Origin of the sequence: Mucilaginibacter roseus, from assembly GCF_021215455.1 — a bacterium.
Lineage (GTDB): Bacteria > Bacteroidota > Bacteroidia > Sphingobacteriales > Sphingobacteriaceae > Mucilaginibacter > Mucilaginibacter roseus.
In genome coordinates, this window is record NZ_JAJPWV010000005.1 from 188,482 (window position 1) to 205,959 (window position 17,478).

Below are 17,478 nucleotides of genomic sequence, written 5' to 3' on the forward strand. Positions count from 1 at the left end.
TTTTATTAAATGATTACTTTCCCTGCGATGATTTCATCAAAGTATTTTTGCACTTCGTTTATTAGCGCCGGATAATTGGGCTTGCCTCCCCCCCAAAGTTCATCGCTGGTAAACACATCTTCTGCAATTTTATGGAGCGGTACACTGTTATAGATAGATAAAAGCACACCTGCTTTTTCATCACTATACAAGTGATTCAAACCGTTTATTGCCAGGTAATACTTACTGTCCTGCTCAACAATTTTGCTCATTAAGTACAGGTATGCCGCTAACCCTTTGGCGATATTTTGCGGTACTTCCTGAGTCTGCTTAAAATGCTGGTGCATTACCGGTATTACACGGGTGCTAATCTTAGTGGTATATTGCTGGGCAATATTCATCCATAAATGTTTAATGTATGGATTCCTGAACCTGTCCACTACCTTAGCCGAGAATGCTTGCGCCGTTGCATCATCTGTTTTGTAAGGCATAGCAAAGCGGATATCAGCAAGCACGTTGTTCATAAAATTTGTGAACACCTCATTGCCTGTTGCCTGGTTAACATAGTCAAAGTTGAGCAAGATAGCCATTGCGCAGGTAAGCGTATGCGTACCGTTGAGCAGCCTTAGCTTGAGTTCTCGATAAATTTCAATATCAGGTACAACCACAACGCCTTCGTCAGCCTGCGCAAAACTCAAAATCGCTTTTACACGCTCATCTCCCTCAATAGCCCATAAAGTATAGGGTTCGGCAACAATGAGCAGATCATCCGTATAACCATTTACTTCCTCAAAGCGCTGCACCTCTGCATCGTCCGGCTTGCCTGGAACAATCCTGTCAACTAATGAATTACAAAATGAGTTATGTTCATTCACCCATCTTTCAAATTCGGTTTCAAGCTTGTTATACCGGCTCAGTTCTAATAAAATTGATTTAAGAATGGTAGCATTGTCCGGCAGCAGCTCGGTAGGAATAATAACCAAACCACTGTCGCTGCTTCCATTAAAAGTTTGGTAGCGCCGATACAAAACAGCAAGCAATTTAGCCGGAAATGATGCCGGAGGGTTTTGATGGATGTCTTCGTTAACAAGCTGTATACCTACTTCTGTAGTGTTTGATATCACCACTTTTAGCTCAGTATTATCGGCTTCCTTAAGTATATTCTGCCATTGCCCATTAGCCGCCAGCACATTGCTGATAGACGAATTAACGCTTAATTCGTCCACAGGATGTTGATCTTTAATACCTTTTACCCAAACAGTGTATAAATTATCCTGCTCAGCAAATGCATCGGTTTTATTGGCAACGGTTGATTTTATTACCACTACCCTGCCGTTAAAAATGCCCTTTTTGTTGGCCTTATCAATAAAGTAATCGGGCAGCCCTCTTAATAGCACGCCTGTACCAAATTGTAAAACTTTTACCGGTAATTCCGTGTAGTGATCCGTCGGCAATTCAATGCCTCCGCCAATTTGCTGCAATGTTTTATTGCTGAGCTTCATAAATTAATTTAAGGTTTGTAGTTAAACACTGATCATGGCCTTGATAACACCATTTTTCGGATCCAGCCAACCGGCAAAGCAATCAGCCACATCGTCAAAATCAACACGGTGTGTAATATAAGTTTCCGGATTTACTTTACCGCTTTTCATGCACGAAACAACATATTCAAAATCATCCCGCGTTGCGTTGCGGCTGCTCATCAGCGTAGCTTCACGTTTATGAAATTCTGGATGGCTAACTATTATTTCGTCCTTTTGCAAGCCTACCAATACATAACGGGCGCCGTGCGCCATGTAATAAAAGCCACCGTTAATAGCCTTTTGGCTTCCGGTTGCGTCAATTATCACGGTAGGCATATCACCATTTGTAATTTCTTCGAGCCGGGCTTTAACATCATCAACCTGCGGATTTATGATATAAGAAACACCAAGCCTGTCCTTACAAAAAGTCAGCCTGTTCTCGTTGAAGTCTACCGCGATAACGTTTCCGCCGGCAATACGCGCGAATTCCATAATACCCAGCCCGATAGGCCCTGCTCCTATAACGAGGACAAATTCACCCGGTTGAACATTAGCACGTTTTACCCCATGCGCACCGATAGCCAAGGGCTCGATCAAGGCAAGCTCATCGTAACTTAAACCTTGTCCGTTAACAAGCAGGCGCGCTGGCACGCTTAAGTATTCTGCCATACCGCCATCTGCATGTACGCCAAAAACTTTAATGTTTACGCAACAATTGGGTTTGCCCGAACGGCATGCTATACAAGTACCACAATTATTATAGGGAATAAAGGTAACGGCGTCACCCTCTTTGAAGCCTTCGGCTCCTCCGGCATTAATCAATTCGCCGGCAAGTTCGTGCCCAAGTACGCGTGGATAACAAAAATATGGCTGCGTACCTTCAAATGCATGCAAATCGGTACCACAAACACCTATCCGTTTAATACGGACGATCGCATTTCCTTCAATGCTTTCGGGGTAAGCGCCCTCGCTATAGGCTAACTTACCCGGCTCTTCACAGGTTAATATTTTCATGTATGTCAATTTCGGTTTGCATGCTTAGTAAGATACAACAAAGTTTAACAAGCAGAATTAATTGTTAAATCAACACAATTGTAACAATATTATGAATGGATTCCTTGTGAAGCAATTGAACCGCCCGAAGTTGATGCAAATATGCTATAATAAACCATAATTTATAAACTATTAAAGATCAATCAATTAACCAAATAAACACAATCTAAATTTGTAAACCATGAATATATAAGTGCCATTTTCGCTTAACTTTTTACCAATATCAGATACTATTAAGCCAGTGATTTTTTCGCCATGATTAATGTGTAACACTATATTTGAAACTGCCGTTACACCTGCAGAACCGGCATAATATTATAAACCTGTTTTTAGTCACAAACTATGAAGATCAAATTATTGGTTGTTTGCGTATTACTACCTTTTATTGGCTTTACCCAGGATTTAAAGTTATGGTATGATAAACCAGCAACAGTATGGACAGAAGCTATACCGGTAGGCAACGGGCGACTGGGTGCCATGGTTTTCGGCAACCCTGAAAATGAGTTATTGCAGCTTAACGAAGGCACATTATGGTCGGGCGGGCCGGTTAAACCAAGCCTTAACCCAGAAGCATCTAAATACCTGCCCATTGTACGTGAGGCTATATTGAATGGCGAGTACCAAAAGGCGCTGGAGCTATGCAAAAAAATGCAGGGGCCATATTCGCAAAGCTATTTGCCACTTGGCGACTTAAATATTAAACAGGATTTAGGCTCAGGAGCGGTTAATGGTTACTACCGTGATCTGGACATATCGAAGGCTATATCAACTACAAAATTTTCGGTTAATAACGTTAACTATATGCGCCAGGTGTTTTCATCCGCCGCCGATCAGGTTATTGTTGTCCGCATCAAGGCAGATAAGCCGGGTAAACTGAATTTAACCGTAAATACCAAAAGCAAGCTCAAGGCAACCAACTCTGTAACCGGGGATAAAACATACGTGTTGAGTGGTCAGGCGCCATCAAACGTAGAGCCCAACTACATCAATTCAGCAAACGCAATAAGCTATTCGGAAGATGGGAATTGCAGCGGCATGCGTTTCCGTTTACTGGTTAAGGCCATTAACAAAGGCGGCGAGGTAAACGCAACAGAAAATGGCATACAAGTAAAAGACGCTAACGAAGTTGTGTTCCTGCTATCGGCAGCAACAAGCTTTAACGGATTTGATAAATGCCCCGATACCGATGGTAAGGACGAGCAAAAAATATCCATGGGCTATTTAAGTAAAGCGGCCCTTAAATCATACGAAAGTTTATTAAGCGCGCATATTGCTGATTATCAAAAATATTTTAACCGGGTGAAGCTGAATTTGGGGAGCACCGATGCTAAAATGCAGGCTACTCCTACCGATAAACGCCTTGAACTGTATACAAAAGGCGGCCACGACACCGGTTTGGAAGCGCTGTATTTTCAATATGGCCGTTATTTGCTGATATCCAGTTCAAGGCCGGGAAGTGCCGCGGCAAACCTTCAGGGTATATGGAACAAGGATTTGCGCCCGGCATGGAGCTCAAATTACACTACCAATATTAACGTGCAGATGAACTACTGGCCTGCGGAGATCACCAACCTGTCTGAACTGCACCAACCGCTGATGCAACTTATTAAAAATATGGCTGCCAACGGAAAAAATGTGGCAAAAGAGTACTATGGCCTAAATGGCTGGGTGGCGCATCATAACAGCGATATTTGGGCGATGGCTAACCCTGTAGGCGAAGGCACCGGTGACCCTAAATGGGCCAATTGGTCAATGGGTGCCAATTGGTTATCAGAACACCTTTGGCAGCATTACGAGTTTACCAACGACAAGGTATTCTTAAAAAATACCGCCTACCCGCTCATGAAAGAGGCTGTGATATTTACCTTGGGTTACCTTATTAAGGATAAGGATGGTTACTGGGTAACTGCACCATCCGGATCGCCTGAAAACTCCTTCAGGGATGAAAGCGGCAAGGAGGGCGCAATCGCTTTGGCATCAACTATGGATATGTCAATCATCCGGGAGCTTTTTATCAATTATCTATCAGCGGCAAAAGTATTAGGTATCGACGCTGATCTGCAACGCCAGGTAATGGAAAAACAGAAAAAGCTTTATCCTTTCCATATTGGCAAAAAGGGAAATATAGTAGAATGGTATAAAGATTGGGACGATGTAGAGGTGCATCACCGCCACGTATCGCACCTGTACGGGTTGTATCCCGCAGACCAGATTTCACCAGCTAAAACGCCCGAACTTGCAGAAGCCGCCCGCAAAACGCTTAACATCAGGGGCGACGAAGGTACCGGATGGAGCAAAGCCTGGAAAATTAATTTTTGGGCACGGCTTTGGGACGGTAATCATGCATACACATTGGTTCGGGATTTATTGCGTCTTACCAAAGAGAATGACACCAATTATAGCGGTGGTGGCGGCACTTACCCAAACATGTTTGATGCTCATCCACCTTTCCAGATTGATGGTAACTTTGGCGGCACAGCGGGTATAGCTGAAATGTTACTACAAAGCATATATGGTGAAATCAACCTGCTGCCTGCCTTGCCTGATGAGTGGCAAAACGGATCAGTTACAGGCTTAAAAGCACGCGGCGGTTATACTGTTGATATTAGTTGGGCTAAGCATAAATTAAGCAGTGCAATTATAAAATCTACAATTAACGGCACTTGCACTATACGCACACCTGCACCTGTTAAAGTGACGGGGGAAAACGTAAAATCAGCTAAAACCTCAAACGGTTATATTACAACCATCAAGGTAAAAAAGGGCGGTGTGTATACGCTAAAATCTTGATACAAACATTACTTTGCTTTAAGCATATGGGATACGGCACGTACAATGAAAGTAAGCAAAATGAGTAACGAGCCGATCATGGAAAAATCAATCATGTTGTTCGCGTAATCAACATGGTTGATTTTTGCCCATACAGCAGTGGCTATTAATGTAAAAATAAGTAGCAACAATAACAGGTCGGTTTTTTTCATGACTTTGGTGATACTTTAGGTGATTATTGATATTCACACTAAGTTCACGTATAACAAAAAGGGGCGCAATGGATTATTCGACTGCTTTCATTGATTATCCGTTTATCGTTTTTTTCGCTTTACAAGGTTAATATACTTGCAATCGCAGCCTGCAAACTTTACATAATAATTCATGGAGTTACCGGTATTTTGTATCACCAGGCCTGAGTCAGTTACTAAAGCCCCTACTCCAACGGGAACTTCAAGGGTGTCGGCGTTATTTTGTGCGTTATCACTGTCATCGCGGGATATGTCACCCTCGTATTCTGACCAGCGAATATCTTCAAGCGTTATAAGTGTCTCGTCACCTTCCTTTGATAGAGTTGCTTTCCCATTATAACGTTGTGTGTTAAGTGTAAGCCGGTAATTATAACCCGATCCGTCACGATCGATAATAACAGTCATGGGGCAAGCACCTGTTTCGTCACCCATAGGTACGCGTTCATAAGTTCCTTCAAATCCGGATGGAGTTTTGCTTTTAGGGATTGTAGCAGCATTTTGCGCTGTTTTAGATGAATTATCTTTTGATAGCGCAATGTTGCCCGGCTTATACGGGTTACCGCAGGCAGAGATAATTAAGAAACTGAGGGCAATAATAAGACATCGGATTTTCATAAAATGCACTAATAGTTATTAAACGCTAAGATAACATTGCGCCCACCGTATCTATCAGTTCATCGTTATCAAACGGTTTGTAAATTACCGCGTCAGCACCATAATTCCCTAACGACTCTAAAACTTTAGCATAGCCTGACAGTAGCACAACGGGGATATGTGCTGTTTCGGGGTTGTTTTTTACCTGGCTGCAGTATTCGCCGCCATTAATACCCTCCAAAATGTAATCAGTTATAATCAGGTCAGGCTTTACTTCGTCAACCGTACGTATAATATCATTCGTTTGGTTAATGGCAGTAACCTGATAACCTTCGTCAGTAAATAAGGATGTTAATATGTCAGTTATATCGAGATCGTCCTCTATTATGAGCAAATGTTTATGCCCTGTAGTATTCATAGTAGTTGTCGTCACTGTGCTTCCCTCAAAGTAAAGTATAAGCAACAATAATCGTGCTATGTAAATGTTTTGCTGCCATCAAACATATTACATGGCTGTTATTAACATTCTTTGTACAGCAATTAATACATCATCATGCACAACTTTCCTTACACTAACGCATGCAATCTATCTAACTTGCTAAACCGGCTAATCTTCAACCCTACAAACATCCGCTTTTAATGTATTTAAGCGTATATTAGGCTTCGTAACCAGTATTGAACTATATTTTTATGAATAACCTGAAAAGCCTTTACTTTTTGGTATCGGCACTGTTTGTGCACCATTGTGTATTTGCGCAGCAGGCGCCATTGCCCACCCGTTGGACAAACATGGCTATGCAGGCCGAAATTCCATTCCAGGAATATCCGCGGCCACAATTACAACGTGAAGATTGGATGTGCCTCAATGGCAAATGGGATTACGTTGGCGGCAAGGATGCACCTTTGGCGCTGCACCCTAAACAAATAGCATCCTTTGAAAATGTAAAGGAGCAAATAAAGGTACCCTATTGCCCCGAAGCTTACCTATCAGGCATAAACCGGAAACAAGAGATAAACATGTGGTACCGCCGCTCAGTTGAGATTCCGGCTACGTGGAAAGGTAAACAGGTACTGATACATTTTGACGCGGTAGACCATGACGCGACTGTATTTGTAAACGGCAAAAAAGCAGGCGAACACTCAGGTGGGTACGATGCATTTACGTTTGACATAACGGCCTTTCTGAAAAAAGGGCAAAACACCATTATAGTTGCAGCACATGACCCAAACGACGGCCGTACTCCATCAGGTAAAAACGGCCCGCGTGGCGATTATACTTTTACTTCAGGTATATGGCAAACCGTTTGGCTGGAGCCGGTTAACAAAACGCATATTTCCTCAATCAAGCTAATTCCTGATTTGGCAGGTAAAAAGTTACGCGTATTGGTTAACAGTCAGGTTGGCAGTAAAGTAAAAGCAGTTGCACTTAACGGTAAAAAAGCAGTTAGCCAGGTTAATGGTACTACAGGCGCCTACTTTGATTTACCGATTGAAAACCCGCTTACCTGGTCGCCTGAAAAGCCTTTTCTTTATGATCTTGAACTTACGCTTTACAATGCTAACGGAACGGTTGCCGACGAGGTAAAAAGCTATTTCGGTATGCGCGATGTAAAACTGGCTAAGGTTAATGGCGCAGTAAGGCCATTGCTTAACAACAAGTTTGTAATGCAGGTAGGCCTGCTTGATCAAGGGTACTGGCCCGATGGCATACTGACCGCACCTACTGATGAAGCCCTTAAATTTGATGTTGAGTTTACTAAAAAGGCTGGCTTTAATCTGATACGCAAACACATGAAAACCGAACCGCAACGGTTTTATTATTGGGCTGACAAATTGGGGCTATTGGTTTGGCAGGATATGCCGGCCATTTGGTACCAACATGAAGATACTACGGTTACCCGCAAAACCTTCCGCAAGGAGTGGAAAGCAATCATCGATGATCACTTTAACTCTCCGTCAATAATTACCTGGGTACCGTTTAACGAAAACTGGGGTGCGTTTGATGTAAAAAGTATTACTAACTGGACAAAACAGTATGATCCGTCGCGCCTGGTAAATGGCAACTCCGGCTTCAATAATAACCCGGGCTACCAAAAAGCTTACGGCGACCCGGGCAATGGCGATTTTGTTGACACCCATATTTATGTGGGCCCTTACGATGCATCGGTACCCGATGATAAACGGGCGGCATCATTAGGTGAATTCGGCGGCATAGGATTATTCACCCGCGGCCATATGTGGCCTGTTGAGAATAACGCGTACGATTATGCCGCTACTACCACAGCCCTAACCGACAGGTATGTGCTGCTGATGCAACAGGTAACGCAACTCATGAAATATAAAGGCCTCAGCGTAGCTATTTACACGCAAACTACTGATGTGGAGCATGAGGTAAATGGCATGCTTACTTATGATCGTGATGTGGAGAAGATGCAGGTTAACCGCGTTAAAGAAATTAATGAGGCTGTAATTACTGATGGCGATACATTGAACAAGAAGCAGTAATTCCAAAACACTTATTTTAGCCGAAAAATCGGCCATGAAAACTCTGAATGAATTTAAAGCATCATTAAACAATACAGCGCCGGGCACGGCACTTTCGCCACAGCTAAAAAGCCTTTGGTTTGATGGCAAAGGCGACTGGCATAAAGCGCACGACCATGTAGACCATTTAACTGATCGCACGTCGGCTTGGGTACATGCTTATCTGCACCGCAAGGAAGGCGACATTTGGAATGCAGATTACTGGTATAGCAAAGCTGGCAAAACCCGCCCCCACTTTTCGCTTAACGAAGAGTGGGAGCAGTTGGTAAATCACCTGATCAACCTATAAACCTTCAAACACGAAAACTTCCTTTTTGATTGGTTTACGTGGCAATAGCTGTGCGCGCACACTTGTTTGGTAAACAAATGATGCTACTATAATAGCAGCCTGTTTCAAATCGTCCATTTGGAGGTGATCGTAGTCATCCAGGTTGCTGTGGTGCGTGCGGGTTTCGTAATCCAGCGGGTCCTGTATAAACTGGAAGGCGGGAATACCAGCCCAATCAAACGAGACGTGGTCTGTTGAACCGGTGTTACTGTTGGTTACGGTTGTTGCACCCAAATCTGCAAAAGGCTTTAACCACCTGGAAAAAAGCGGTGCCACAGCTTCATTATTCTGCGTATATATGCCACGGATTTTACCCGTACCGTTATCCAGGTTAAAATAGGCGGATATTTTACTTTGTTCTTTGGTAGTTTTAAAAGTCTTTGGATCCATAAAGTGCTTTTTCACATAACCGTATGATCCGAAAAGCCCTTCCTCTTCACCATCCCATAAGGCAATCCTTATGGTGCGTTTTGGCTTTAGGCCGAGTGAATCAAGTAACCTCACCGCTTCCATCATCACTATGCATCCGGCCGCGTTATCGGTAGCGCCGGTGGCGGCCGTCCATGAGTCGAGGTGCCCGCCAAGCATCACCACTTCAGCTTTAAGTTTAGGATCGGTACCCGGTATTTCGGCCACAACATTATAACCTTTGGTGTCCGCTGTTGAAGTTTGTGTTTTAATATTAACGGCAATCTCAACCTGCTGGCCCGATGCTACCATACGTTTAATGCGCTGTCCATCTTCTATAGCCATACTGAGTTGCGGTATACCTACACGGTCAGATGTACGGAAACCGGTATACGCCTGCACAAACACGGCGCCATCACTATTTGTACGGCTTGCAATGATGAGGCCTAAGGCACCGGCTTTCTCTATCAGCCCGTCAAGATTTTTGTATCTCGCCACACCTTTTATTTCCCGCTCTATGTCGGCCCGGCTTGCCATGTAATTATCCTTTAAATTAGCTAAAGCGGTATCGGCAAGTCGTTCAGCAGCCGGTTTAAATTTCGCTTCGCCTTTGTTTGCATTGCCGGTCAACAACACCCACTTGCCTTTCAAGTCGGCGGCGTGCTGTATCAGATAGCTGCTATCCTGGTACTGCTGCGGAGTAAGCAAACAAACTATTCCTTGTTGATTACCTTTAGTACCTGCCGACCAGGGGGTTGGATACGCCCTTAATGGCGTAACATAAGGCACTCGCAAGGTGATGCTGAAATCTTCAATATCCCATTGCTTTCCAAAATTTCCCCATTCCTCTAACCCGGCGTTTGCCAAGCCCCAGCTTTTTAGTTTACTTACAGCCCAGTTGGCAGCGCGCTTATAACCTTTGGAGCCAGCCAGTCGTGATCCGGATACATCAGTTAAATAATGGGCAATTTGTGGTATTTGCGAGCTGTTGAGTTCCGCGTTCCTGATCTTGTTGAAAATGGCTGTGTCGGGCTCATCCTGCGCGAAAGCCGTTACACCGGTAATCGTGATACAAAACAAAACCGGCAAAGCGCGGGTAAATATTGGTTTCATGGTTTTAAGGATTTTATGCTAAATATAATAAACATACATATTTGTAAAATACTAATTATCAACACCAATAAACATATTTATAATAGCACATACATAAAAACCTTGAACGCGTGAAAGCAAGTCGTCTAAAAACATGCCTTACGTAAATCTGTGCTATTTTTACATACAAAAGGATTATTTATGCTTCCGTTAATTCCTCAATTTTGAATTGTTGAATCAAATAAGTCAACTTAAAATATAAGACCATGTCAAAAACAATTTTAATAACAGGCGCCTCAAGAGGTTTTGGTAAACTTTGGGCAGAAGCCTTTTTAGAACGCGGCGATAAAGTAGCCGCCACAGCCCGTAACCTATCAGCATTAGATGACCTGGTAGAAAAATATGGCGAAAACATACTTCCTGTTCAGTTAGATGTAACCAACCGCACCGCTGTTAACGATGCAGTTACGCAGGTAACCGAACATTTTGGAGGCATTGATATACTGATAAACAACGCCGGTTACGGCCTTTTCGGCACCGTTGAAGAAACAACTGAAGAGCAGGCCAGGGCACAAATGGAAACCAACTTTTTTGGTTTACTTTGGGTAACGCAGGCGGTGTTGCCGGTTATGCGTAAACAAAAAAGCGGACACGTGATCCAGGTATCGAGCTTCCTGGGGATAGCTACCCTGCCGATGCTGGGCTTGTACAATGCCTCTAAATTCGCGGTTGAAGGATTGAGCGAAACTATTGCCAGCGAGGTAGCGCACCTGGGTATTAAGTTTACATTGATTGAGCCTAATGGCTACGCCACTGAATGGGCCGGTAACTCTGCAACACAAACCACTGCCGATATTGAAGACTATAACTCTGTACGCGAGGCATTTGCCAAAGGCGGCGATAACCCTGACGCATGGGGTAAACCTGAAGCTACGGTAGACGCCATACTTAAAGTAGTAGATAACCCTAACACGCCATTAAGGTTATTATTAGGCAAGATAGCTTACCATGGCGTTGAACAACTGTATAACAAAAGGCTTGCTGAAATAAAAGAATGGAAAGATGTAAGCATAGAGGCACATGGCCACTAATAATTGGTAACTTTAATTACTATACCATTAACTTACAATGAAACATTACAGCACACTGGCAGAACTCCATAAAGCAAACGGCTGGGCACCGCCTGAGCACCCAATGATTAGCGTGTTAGGCTGCCAGGGTGGTTGCCCGCTGGGCGACCGCGAGTTTACCAGTGATTGCTACATGATCGGCTTTAAAAAGCTTAAATCAGGTGTGATTCTTTACGGCCGTACCGAGTACGATCACTCCAACGGATCAATGATGTTTGCCAAGCCAAGGCAGATCATCGAGATGAAAAACCTGGAGTTTGAGGAAAGGGGCTTTATGCTGCTTATTCATGAAGATTACCTGAACGGGCACGAACTGCATAAGGCCATGCCAAAGTATGGTTATTTTGATTATGAAGTTAATGAAGCCCTGCACCTTTCTCCGCGTGAAGAATCAATGATGTGGGAGCTGTATGACAAGATCAGGCTGGAATATGAAAACAACCCCGATGAATATAGCCGGGAAATCATACTCGGGCATGTAGCTTCAATGCTCATGTACGCCCAGCGTTATTACAAACGCCAGTTTGTTAACCGCACCGAGGTTTCAGGCAAAACAGCAACGCGTTTCCACGAGGTGCTGCAGGATTACTATCGTAAAGGCTTGCTACAAACACAAGGCTTGCCATCAGTAAACCAAATAGCGGATAGCCTGCACGTGTCATCAAGGTATTTGAGCGATCTGCTGAAACAGGAAACGGGTAAAACAGCTATGGATCTGATACACATCTCGCTTATCGGTGAAGCTAAAAACCTGTTACGCCAGGGGCAACAAGGCGTGGCTGAGATAGCTTACCAGCTCGGCTTTGAAAATAGTTCTTACTTCACCCGACTATTTAAAAAACAAACGGGTATGAAACCGCTGGAGTTTAAACGGCTGCATTTAAATTAGATTTAAATGCATTAAATAACAAAAGCCCGATCTTAACCGATCGGGCTTTTGTTATTGGTTTAGGTTTGTTAATATCCGGGGTTTTGTTTCATCTGCGGGTTAACGTTCAGCACCTGCTGCCCTATCGGGAAGATCATGGTATGATCATCGCCATCTGGCTTTTTATCCCACCATGTACCGGTGTTGAAAACACCCCAGCGTATCAGGTCGGTACGGCGGCGGTTCTCGCCCAAAAATTCCCTTCCCCATTCGTCCAGCATTTCCTGATCGGTTAGCTTACTTCCGTCAAGTGTATACAAGCTCGGTGAGTTGTCAGGGAAATTACGCTTCCTCACCTGGTTAAGCTGTAATGCTGCCCCGGCTTTATCGCCCTTACGGTACAGGCATTCGGCTAACGAATAATAAATTTCTGACAAACGCACTTCTGCATAGGCCGATGTGATACGATTCGGATCAGGCGTTGGGTACATCGGGTATTTCACCATAAAAATACCTGAGTTATGGTCGGCATGGTTCATGTTCGACTCTTTGTCGGCGATCTTGGTGCCGGGTTTTGCCCCCAAAAACATGCCCACCTGATCGCGTATGTAAAGGGCGTATGGCCCTTTATTACCCCTTACAGTATCAGCAACCGGGTTACCATTAACTGTACGGGTAAACGGAAGATAGCCATACAGGAACATACCTTCGCGCTTACTGTCTCCCAAATTTTTATATTTTTTCAATCTCACATCATCCGCGTACCTTTGGAATTTAATGAATGGTTTTCCCAGTTGATGGGTGTACTCAACGCTGTCAACATCGCGCCCGGGCTGCAGTGCAAACCGCGGGTTAGCCTGCCCAAAATCGGTAAAGCCAAAATATAACGACGCATCGTAGGTTACCCCCCACCAAAACATGCCGCCATCATACTGCCAATGTGTACGGGCCAAGGTGCCCGGGAAGCCGTATATTACTTCTGAATTAAGTGAAGTGTTGGTATAATCGAAAGGTGCATCCCAGCGGGTATCTAACTGGTAGCTGCCATACTTGCCTGAGATAATATCCCTGCAAACGGCTTCGCACTCGGCAAATTTATCAACGCCAATATATACCTTGGCATTCAGGTAAAGCCTTACCAGTAATGACGCTGCACCGGCTTTTGTCCACCGGCCAATTCCTTTTGCGCCCAATTGGTCGCGGGTTGGCAAGCCAGGTATAGCCTCAAGCAGTTCTTTCTCAATAAAATTAAAAGTCTCCTGCGGCGTTGACTGCGAGAGGCCTTGCGTTCCGCTTTTCACATCGGTAACTATGGGTATGTTGCGGTAAAAATCAAACGCCCGCAGGTTAAACCATGCGCGCAAGGTGCGTAGTTCTGATTTAAAGTCAGCTAATTCCTCAGCCGTAATACTCAACTTACCCGGATCAGTTATCCCTTCCATATCCTGCAATGAATTGGTAGAAAGTACCACACCCTGGAAAAGACTATTCCACACCCCGTTTGTAAATCCATCCTGCGGCGTCCAGGTATGGTAATGCATACGCTGGTAGTAGCCGCCATCCTGCCAGTCGCCCTGTCGGTTATAGGTTCCTATTTCATCCGTGCTATTTTCAATTACTGCATAGTAATCATTACCCTGAATGCTCCAGTAGCCATGCTCAAACGGCCTTAAAAAGTCTCTGATAACGTCATCTCTACGCGTCAGGAAACCGTCAGCATCCACGCGGTCATATACAGTTTCATCAAGCTTGGTACAACCATTGGTGATGGTTGCCCCGAGCAATATGCCGGTTATATATAGTTTATAATTTTTCATGTTGTCAAGATTAAAAAGTAGCCTGTAAGCCCAATATTACCTGTAATGTTGATGGATAATAATTAAGCGATGTATTTACCCCCGGGGTAAGTCCGTTGATCTGTACCAGGTCCGGATCACCGCCTGTGTAGCCGGTAAACGTTTTGAGGTTGCGCCCGGCCGCATAAAACCTTACTGATTTCAGGTATTTGGTTTTAAGGGGCTGTGTGTACCCCATTGATACGTTGTCTATCTTAACGAACGAACCCGATTCAAGGAAATAGTCGGCAGTTCTGTACTGCGTTGTCGGACTTGTTAACTTAGAATACTTGCTGCTTGGGTCATAGGCCGATTTCAACACATTGGCATCGGTTTGGCTGGCTGCGGTACCCAGATAGAATGCCGGCGTATTAAAAATTTTATAACCAAAGGCGCCGCGTAAAAACACATTCAAATCAAAGCGCTTGTAACGCACGCCGTGATTCATTGAAGCGGTTAATTTAGGCAAGCCGTTACCTACATATTGTTTATCATCTTCAGAAGCCTGGTTAGCCGGGATGACGGAGCCATCCTTTTTATAAACAAGCAACGCACCCTGGTCATTAACACCGGCCGATTTCAACATATAGAATTCGCCTATAGTACGGCCTTCCTCTAACCGTTGAATAGTGCCCGGCGAGCCCGGAGCCGGTAAACCGGCCACATCCTGAAAAGTTCCACCCTGATACAGGTTGTTAGAGAATGATATAAATTTATTTCGGTTGTAAGCAATTGCCAGTGTAGCGTTATAGCTGAAATCCTTTTGTTTAATAACTGCGCCGTTCAGCGTTGCTTCTATACCATAATTTTTCATGGTGCCAACGTTAGCAAAGGTTTGCGTTTGCGAATTTGGCGGCAGTGGTACATTGTAGCTACCCAACAGGTCAACGTTCCTGCGTATGTAATAGTCAACCGAGCCACTTAACCTATCTTGCAGTATGGAAAAATCAATACCTGCGTTAAAGTTCATCGCTTTTTCCCACTTTAAGTCGCGATTAACGTTTTGAGAGGGGCCGTAAACCTGGTATTGCGTACCGTTAAAAGGGAAATAACCCGCGCCGCCGTATAAGATTAGTGAGATGTAATTACCGAAATCCTGGTTACCGGTTATACCGTAATCTGCACGTATCTTCAGTTCGTCAACCCATGGCAATGCGTCCTTAAAAAAGCCTTCCTCCGATATTCTCCAGGCACCGGATACCGCAGGGAAATTACCCCACTTGTTGTTAGCTCCAAATTTTGATGAACCTTCATGCCTTAAGCTTGCCGTAAGTATGTAACGATTATCAAAATCATAATTCACCCTGCCAAAGAACGCGATCAGCGTAGACCCGTTTTGAGTAGAGCCAACAGCCGATTGCCCTTGCCCCGCTGCGCCGCCGTTATATAAGCCCGAACCTAAATTGTTCCACAAAAACACATCGAACGGAAAATCATAATTCTGTGCGTAAAATTGCTTGTAATTGTATAGCGTGTACCCGTAACCACCCAAAGCTTTTAAATGATGTTTGTTAAAGTCGAGCGAATAATTACCTGTCCACTCCACGTTCTTCTGATCATTCTCCTGCTGCTCCTGCGATGCAAAATTGGTTTGTGTTGTATTACCGTTATGAATGATAGTTGACAAAGTTGAGGGCCTGAAATTCATATTCCTTGCCGAGCGGCTAATCTGAGAAATAGTGACCATCGTACTCAAATTTTTAAGGATATTGAACTTTAACGAGCCGTTGATATCCATTTCTTTTATATCCGCGTCAGATTTGATCATCTTACCATTCTCAACCGGATTGTTTGAAAAGAAACCGGTATTGATGTAATTGTATCTGCCGGTCGAGTCAAAAATCGGGTAGGTCGGGTTCAGCGTAAGGGCGTTGTTGAAGTTCCCTTGGTCTGAATTGCTCACGTTCATATAACGTGGCGCTACACTTAGCGTAGCAACAAATGTATTATCTTCAGTAGCATGGCTGATGTTGATACGCGCACCATACTCTTTTTTGTGAGCACGAAGGTCAATACCATCCGCGTTACGGTAATCGGCCGATGCAAAATAGCTGGTGCGTGAACTACCACCCGACAACTGCACCGTATGCTTCTGGCTGAATGCCGGAGAGTTGGTTACCTCATCAAGCCAATTGGTACGGGCACCGTAATCCTGGCCTTGATTACCTTTTACCCGCTTCTCCACAAATTCCTCAGGCGAAAGGTTTTCGAGACGATTGGTTACATAATCAAAGCTGGCATAACCATCGTAAAACAAACGCGATTGCGAACTGCCTTTTTTTGTGGTGATAATAATTACACCGTTACCGCCACGCGTACCGTATATGGCTGCAGCAGCACCGCCTTTCAGCACATCAATGCTTTCAATATCATTTTGGTTGATGTTATCAATATTGCCCCCCGGCACACCGTTAATCACATACAACGGCCCAAGCCCGGCGCTGCGTGATGATGCACCCCGCAATTGGACATTTGGTGAGGAGTTAGGATCGCCGCTAGCAGTGTTAGTTATGGTTAAGCCAGCAACTTTGCCTTGTAATGACATCAGTGGGTTATTAGCTGAAACCGGCAACAAATCCTTACCTGAAACATGCGTTATAGCGCTTGAAACTTCCTTTTTATCAAGCGTACCATAGCCAACGCTAACTACCACCACTTCTTCAAGCGTACTGTTTGATTGTGAAAGCGTGGCGTTAATAGTTGTTGCCCCGGCCAGGTCAACCTTTTTTGACTGATAGCCAATAAAGCTAAAGGTGAGGCTTTTGGCCGTTTCGGGCACGTTCAGTTTGTAATTGCCCTCAACATCAGAGGTAGTACCTACCGTTGTACCGGTTGCTGAAATACTTACACCGGGCAATGGTGAGCCGGTGGTTGCATCGGTTACCTTTCCGCTAACTACCTTGTTTTGGGCAAAGGCGGACGAACCGACGATGAGCATCAAAAAGCAGACGCCCAGAAATCGTAAAAGTTTTCCTCGCATAAATAGTTTTTTAAATTGGTTTTATAGGCTGGCTAACACCGCTGCAGTCGGCATTAACTGGTAGTTGATGTAACGGAGTGGAACACTCTTTACGTCACGACAAATTAAGTAGGTATTGCAGGCG

The 17,478-nt window shown here is 44.3% G+C and carries 13 protein-coding genes; 5 read left to right on the plus strand and 8 right to left on the minus strand.

Annotation, left to right across the window (positions count from 1 at the left end; all coding sequences use genetic code 11):
• Window positions 1–5 precede the first annotated feature (5 nt).
• Entirely contained in the window at window positions 6–1,481 is a 1,476-nt protein-coding gene (locus LT679_RS16085; protein WP_232178690.1) for a tagaturonate reductase, read from the minus strand.
• A 21-nt stretch (window positions 1,482–1,502) separates the two neighbouring features.
• A complete protein-coding gene (locus LT679_RS16090; protein ID WP_232178691.1) occupies window positions 1,503–2,516 on the minus strand; it encodes a zinc-binding alcohol dehydrogenase family protein in 1,014 nt (337 codons plus the stop codon).
• Between the two features lie 381 nt (window positions 2,517–2,897).
• Here LT679_RS16090 and LT679_RS16095 point away from each other — a divergent pair, with 381 nt between their 5' ends.
• Window positions 2,898–5,345, plus strand: a complete 2,448-nt coding sequence (locus LT679_RS16095; protein WP_232178692.1) for a glycoside hydrolase family 95 protein — start codon at window positions 2,898–2,900, stop codon at window positions 5,343–5,345.
• An 8-nt stretch (window positions 5,346–5,353) separates the two neighbouring features.
• On the opposite strand, the gene LT679_RS16100 is transcribed toward LT679_RS16095, so the two are convergent.
• From LT679_RS16100 to LT679_RS16110, 3 genes are all read right to left on the minus strand, one after another.
• Complete coding sequence (locus LT679_RS16100; protein ID WP_232178693.1) at window positions 5,354–5,536, minus strand: hypothetical protein; 183 nt, start codon at window positions 5,534–5,536, stop codon at window positions 5,354–5,356.
• 102 nt (window positions 5,537–5,638) lie between these two features.
• Window positions 5,639–6,190 carry a hypothetical protein gene (locus LT679_RS16105; protein WP_232178694.1) on the minus strand — a complete coding sequence of 184 codons (552 nt, stop codon included), beginning with the start codon at window positions 6,188–6,190 and terminating at the stop codon, window positions 5,639–5,641.
• A 25-nt stretch (window positions 6,191–6,215) separates the two neighbouring features.
• A complete protein-coding gene (locus tag LT679_RS16110; protein WP_232178695.1) occupies window positions 6,216–6,587 on the minus strand; it encodes a response regulator in 372 nt (123 codons plus the stop codon).
• 272 nt (window positions 6,588–6,859) lie between these two features.
• On the opposite strand from LT679_RS16110, the gene LT679_RS16115 reads away from it, so the two are divergent.
• Both LT679_RS16115 and LT679_RS16120 read left to right on the plus strand, forming a co-directional pair.
• The gene (locus tag LT679_RS16115; protein ID WP_232178696.1) at window positions 6,860–8,674 is read left to right on the plus strand and encodes a glycoside hydrolase family 2 protein; all 1,815 of its coding nucleotides are present in this window, start codon (window positions 6,860–6,862) and stop codon (window positions 8,672–8,674) included.
• Between the two features lie 34 nt (window positions 8,675–8,708).
• A complete protein-coding gene (locus LT679_RS16120) occupies window positions 8,709–9,002 on the plus strand; it encodes a hypothetical protein (RefSeq protein WP_232178697.1) in 294 nt (97 codons plus the stop codon).
• Here LT679_RS16120 and LT679_RS16125 read toward each other — a convergent pair.
• Complete coding sequence (locus LT679_RS16125) at window positions 8,997–10,562, minus strand: M20/M25/M40 family metallo-hydrolase (protein WP_232178698.1); 1,566 nt, start codon at window positions 10,560–10,562, stop codon at window positions 8,997–8,999. The genes LT679_RS16120 and LT679_RS16125 overlap by 6 nt on opposite strands.
• A 245-nt stretch (window positions 10,563–10,807) precedes the next feature.
• Between LT679_RS16125 and LT679_RS16130 the strand changes: the two genes are divergently transcribed.
• Together LT679_RS16130 and LT679_RS16135 are read left to right on the plus strand one after the other, a co-directional pair.
• Window positions 10,808–11,632 carry an oxidoreductase gene (locus tag LT679_RS16130; RefSeq protein ID WP_232178699.1) on the plus strand — a complete coding sequence of 275 codons (825 nt, stop codon included), beginning with the start codon at window positions 10,808–10,810 and terminating at the stop codon, window positions 11,630–11,632.
• A gap of 37 nt (window positions 11,633–11,669) precedes the next feature.
• On the plus strand, window positions 11,670–12,560 hold the full coding sequence (locus tag LT679_RS16135; RefSeq protein ID WP_232178700.1) for a helix-turn-helix domain-containing protein: 891 nt from the start codon (window positions 11,670–11,672) through the stop codon (window positions 12,558–12,560).
• A 68-nt stretch (window positions 12,561–12,628) separates the two neighbouring features.
• Here the strand turns inward: LT679_RS16135 and LT679_RS16140 are convergent, their stop codons facing one another.
• Window positions 12,629–14,356 (minus strand): RagB/SusD family nutrient uptake outer membrane protein, encoded by a 1,728-nt coding sequence (locus LT679_RS16140; RefSeq protein ID WP_232178701.1) that lies wholly within the window; start codon window positions 14,354–14,356, stop codon window positions 12,629–12,631.
• Between the two features lie 10 nt (window positions 14,357–14,366).
• Complete coding sequence (locus LT679_RS16145; protein WP_232178702.1) at window positions 14,367–17,354, minus strand: SusC/RagA family TonB-linked outer membrane protein; 2,988 nt, start codon at window positions 17,352–17,354, stop codon at window positions 14,367–14,369.
• Window positions 17,355–17,478: the final 124 nt, after the last annotated feature.

Bases quoted from the DNA above. Each gene is read 5' to 3' on its own strand.
- LT679_RS16085 (WP_232178690.1), bottom strand. From the start codon at position 1,481: ATGAAGCTCAGCAATAAAACATTGCAGCAAATTGGCGGAGGCATTGAA.
- LT679_RS16090 (WP_232178691.1), bottom strand. From the start codon at position 2,516: ATGAAAATATTAACCTGTGAAGAGCCGGGTAAGTTAGCCTATAGCGAG.
- LT679_RS16095 (WP_232178692.1), top strand. From the start codon at position 2,898: ATGAAGATCAAATTATTGGTTGTTTGCGTATTACTACCTTTTATTGGC.
- LT679_RS16100 (WP_232178693.1), bottom strand. From the start codon at position 5,536: ATGAAAAAAACCGACCTGTTATTGTTGCTACTTATTTTTACATTAATA.
- LT679_RS16105 (WP_232178694.1), bottom strand. From the start codon at position 6,190: ATGAAAATCCGATGTCTTATTATTGCCCTCAGTTTCTTAATTATCTCT.
- LT679_RS16110 (WP_232178695.1), bottom strand. From the start codon at position 6,587: ATGAATACTACAGGGCATAAACATTTGCTCATAATAGAGGACGATCTC.
- LT679_RS16115 (WP_232178696.1), top strand. From the start codon at position 6,860: ATGAATAACCTGAAAAGCCTTTACTTTTTGGTATCGGCACTGTTTGTG.
- LT679_RS16120 (WP_232178697.1), top strand. From the start codon at position 8,709: ATGAAAACTCTGAATGAATTTAAAGCATCATTAAACAATACAGCGCCG.
- LT679_RS16125 (WP_232178698.1), bottom strand. From the start codon at position 10,562: ATGAAACCAATATTTACCCGCGCTTTGCCGGTTTTGTTTTGTATCACG.
- LT679_RS16130 (WP_232178699.1), top strand. From the start codon at position 10,808: ATGTCAAAAACAATTTTAATAACAGGCGCCTCAAGAGGTTTTGGTAAA.
- LT679_RS16135 (WP_232178700.1), top strand. From the start codon at position 11,670: ATGAAACATTACAGCACACTGGCAGAACTCCATAAAGCAAACGGCTGG.
- LT679_RS16140 (WP_232178701.1), bottom strand. From the start codon at position 14,356: ATGAAAAATTATAAACTATATATAACCGGCATATTGCTCGGGGCAACC.
- LT679_RS16145 (WP_232178702.1), bottom strand. From the start codon at position 17,354: ATGCGAGGAAAACTTTTACGATTTCTGGGCGTCTGCTTTTTGATGCTC.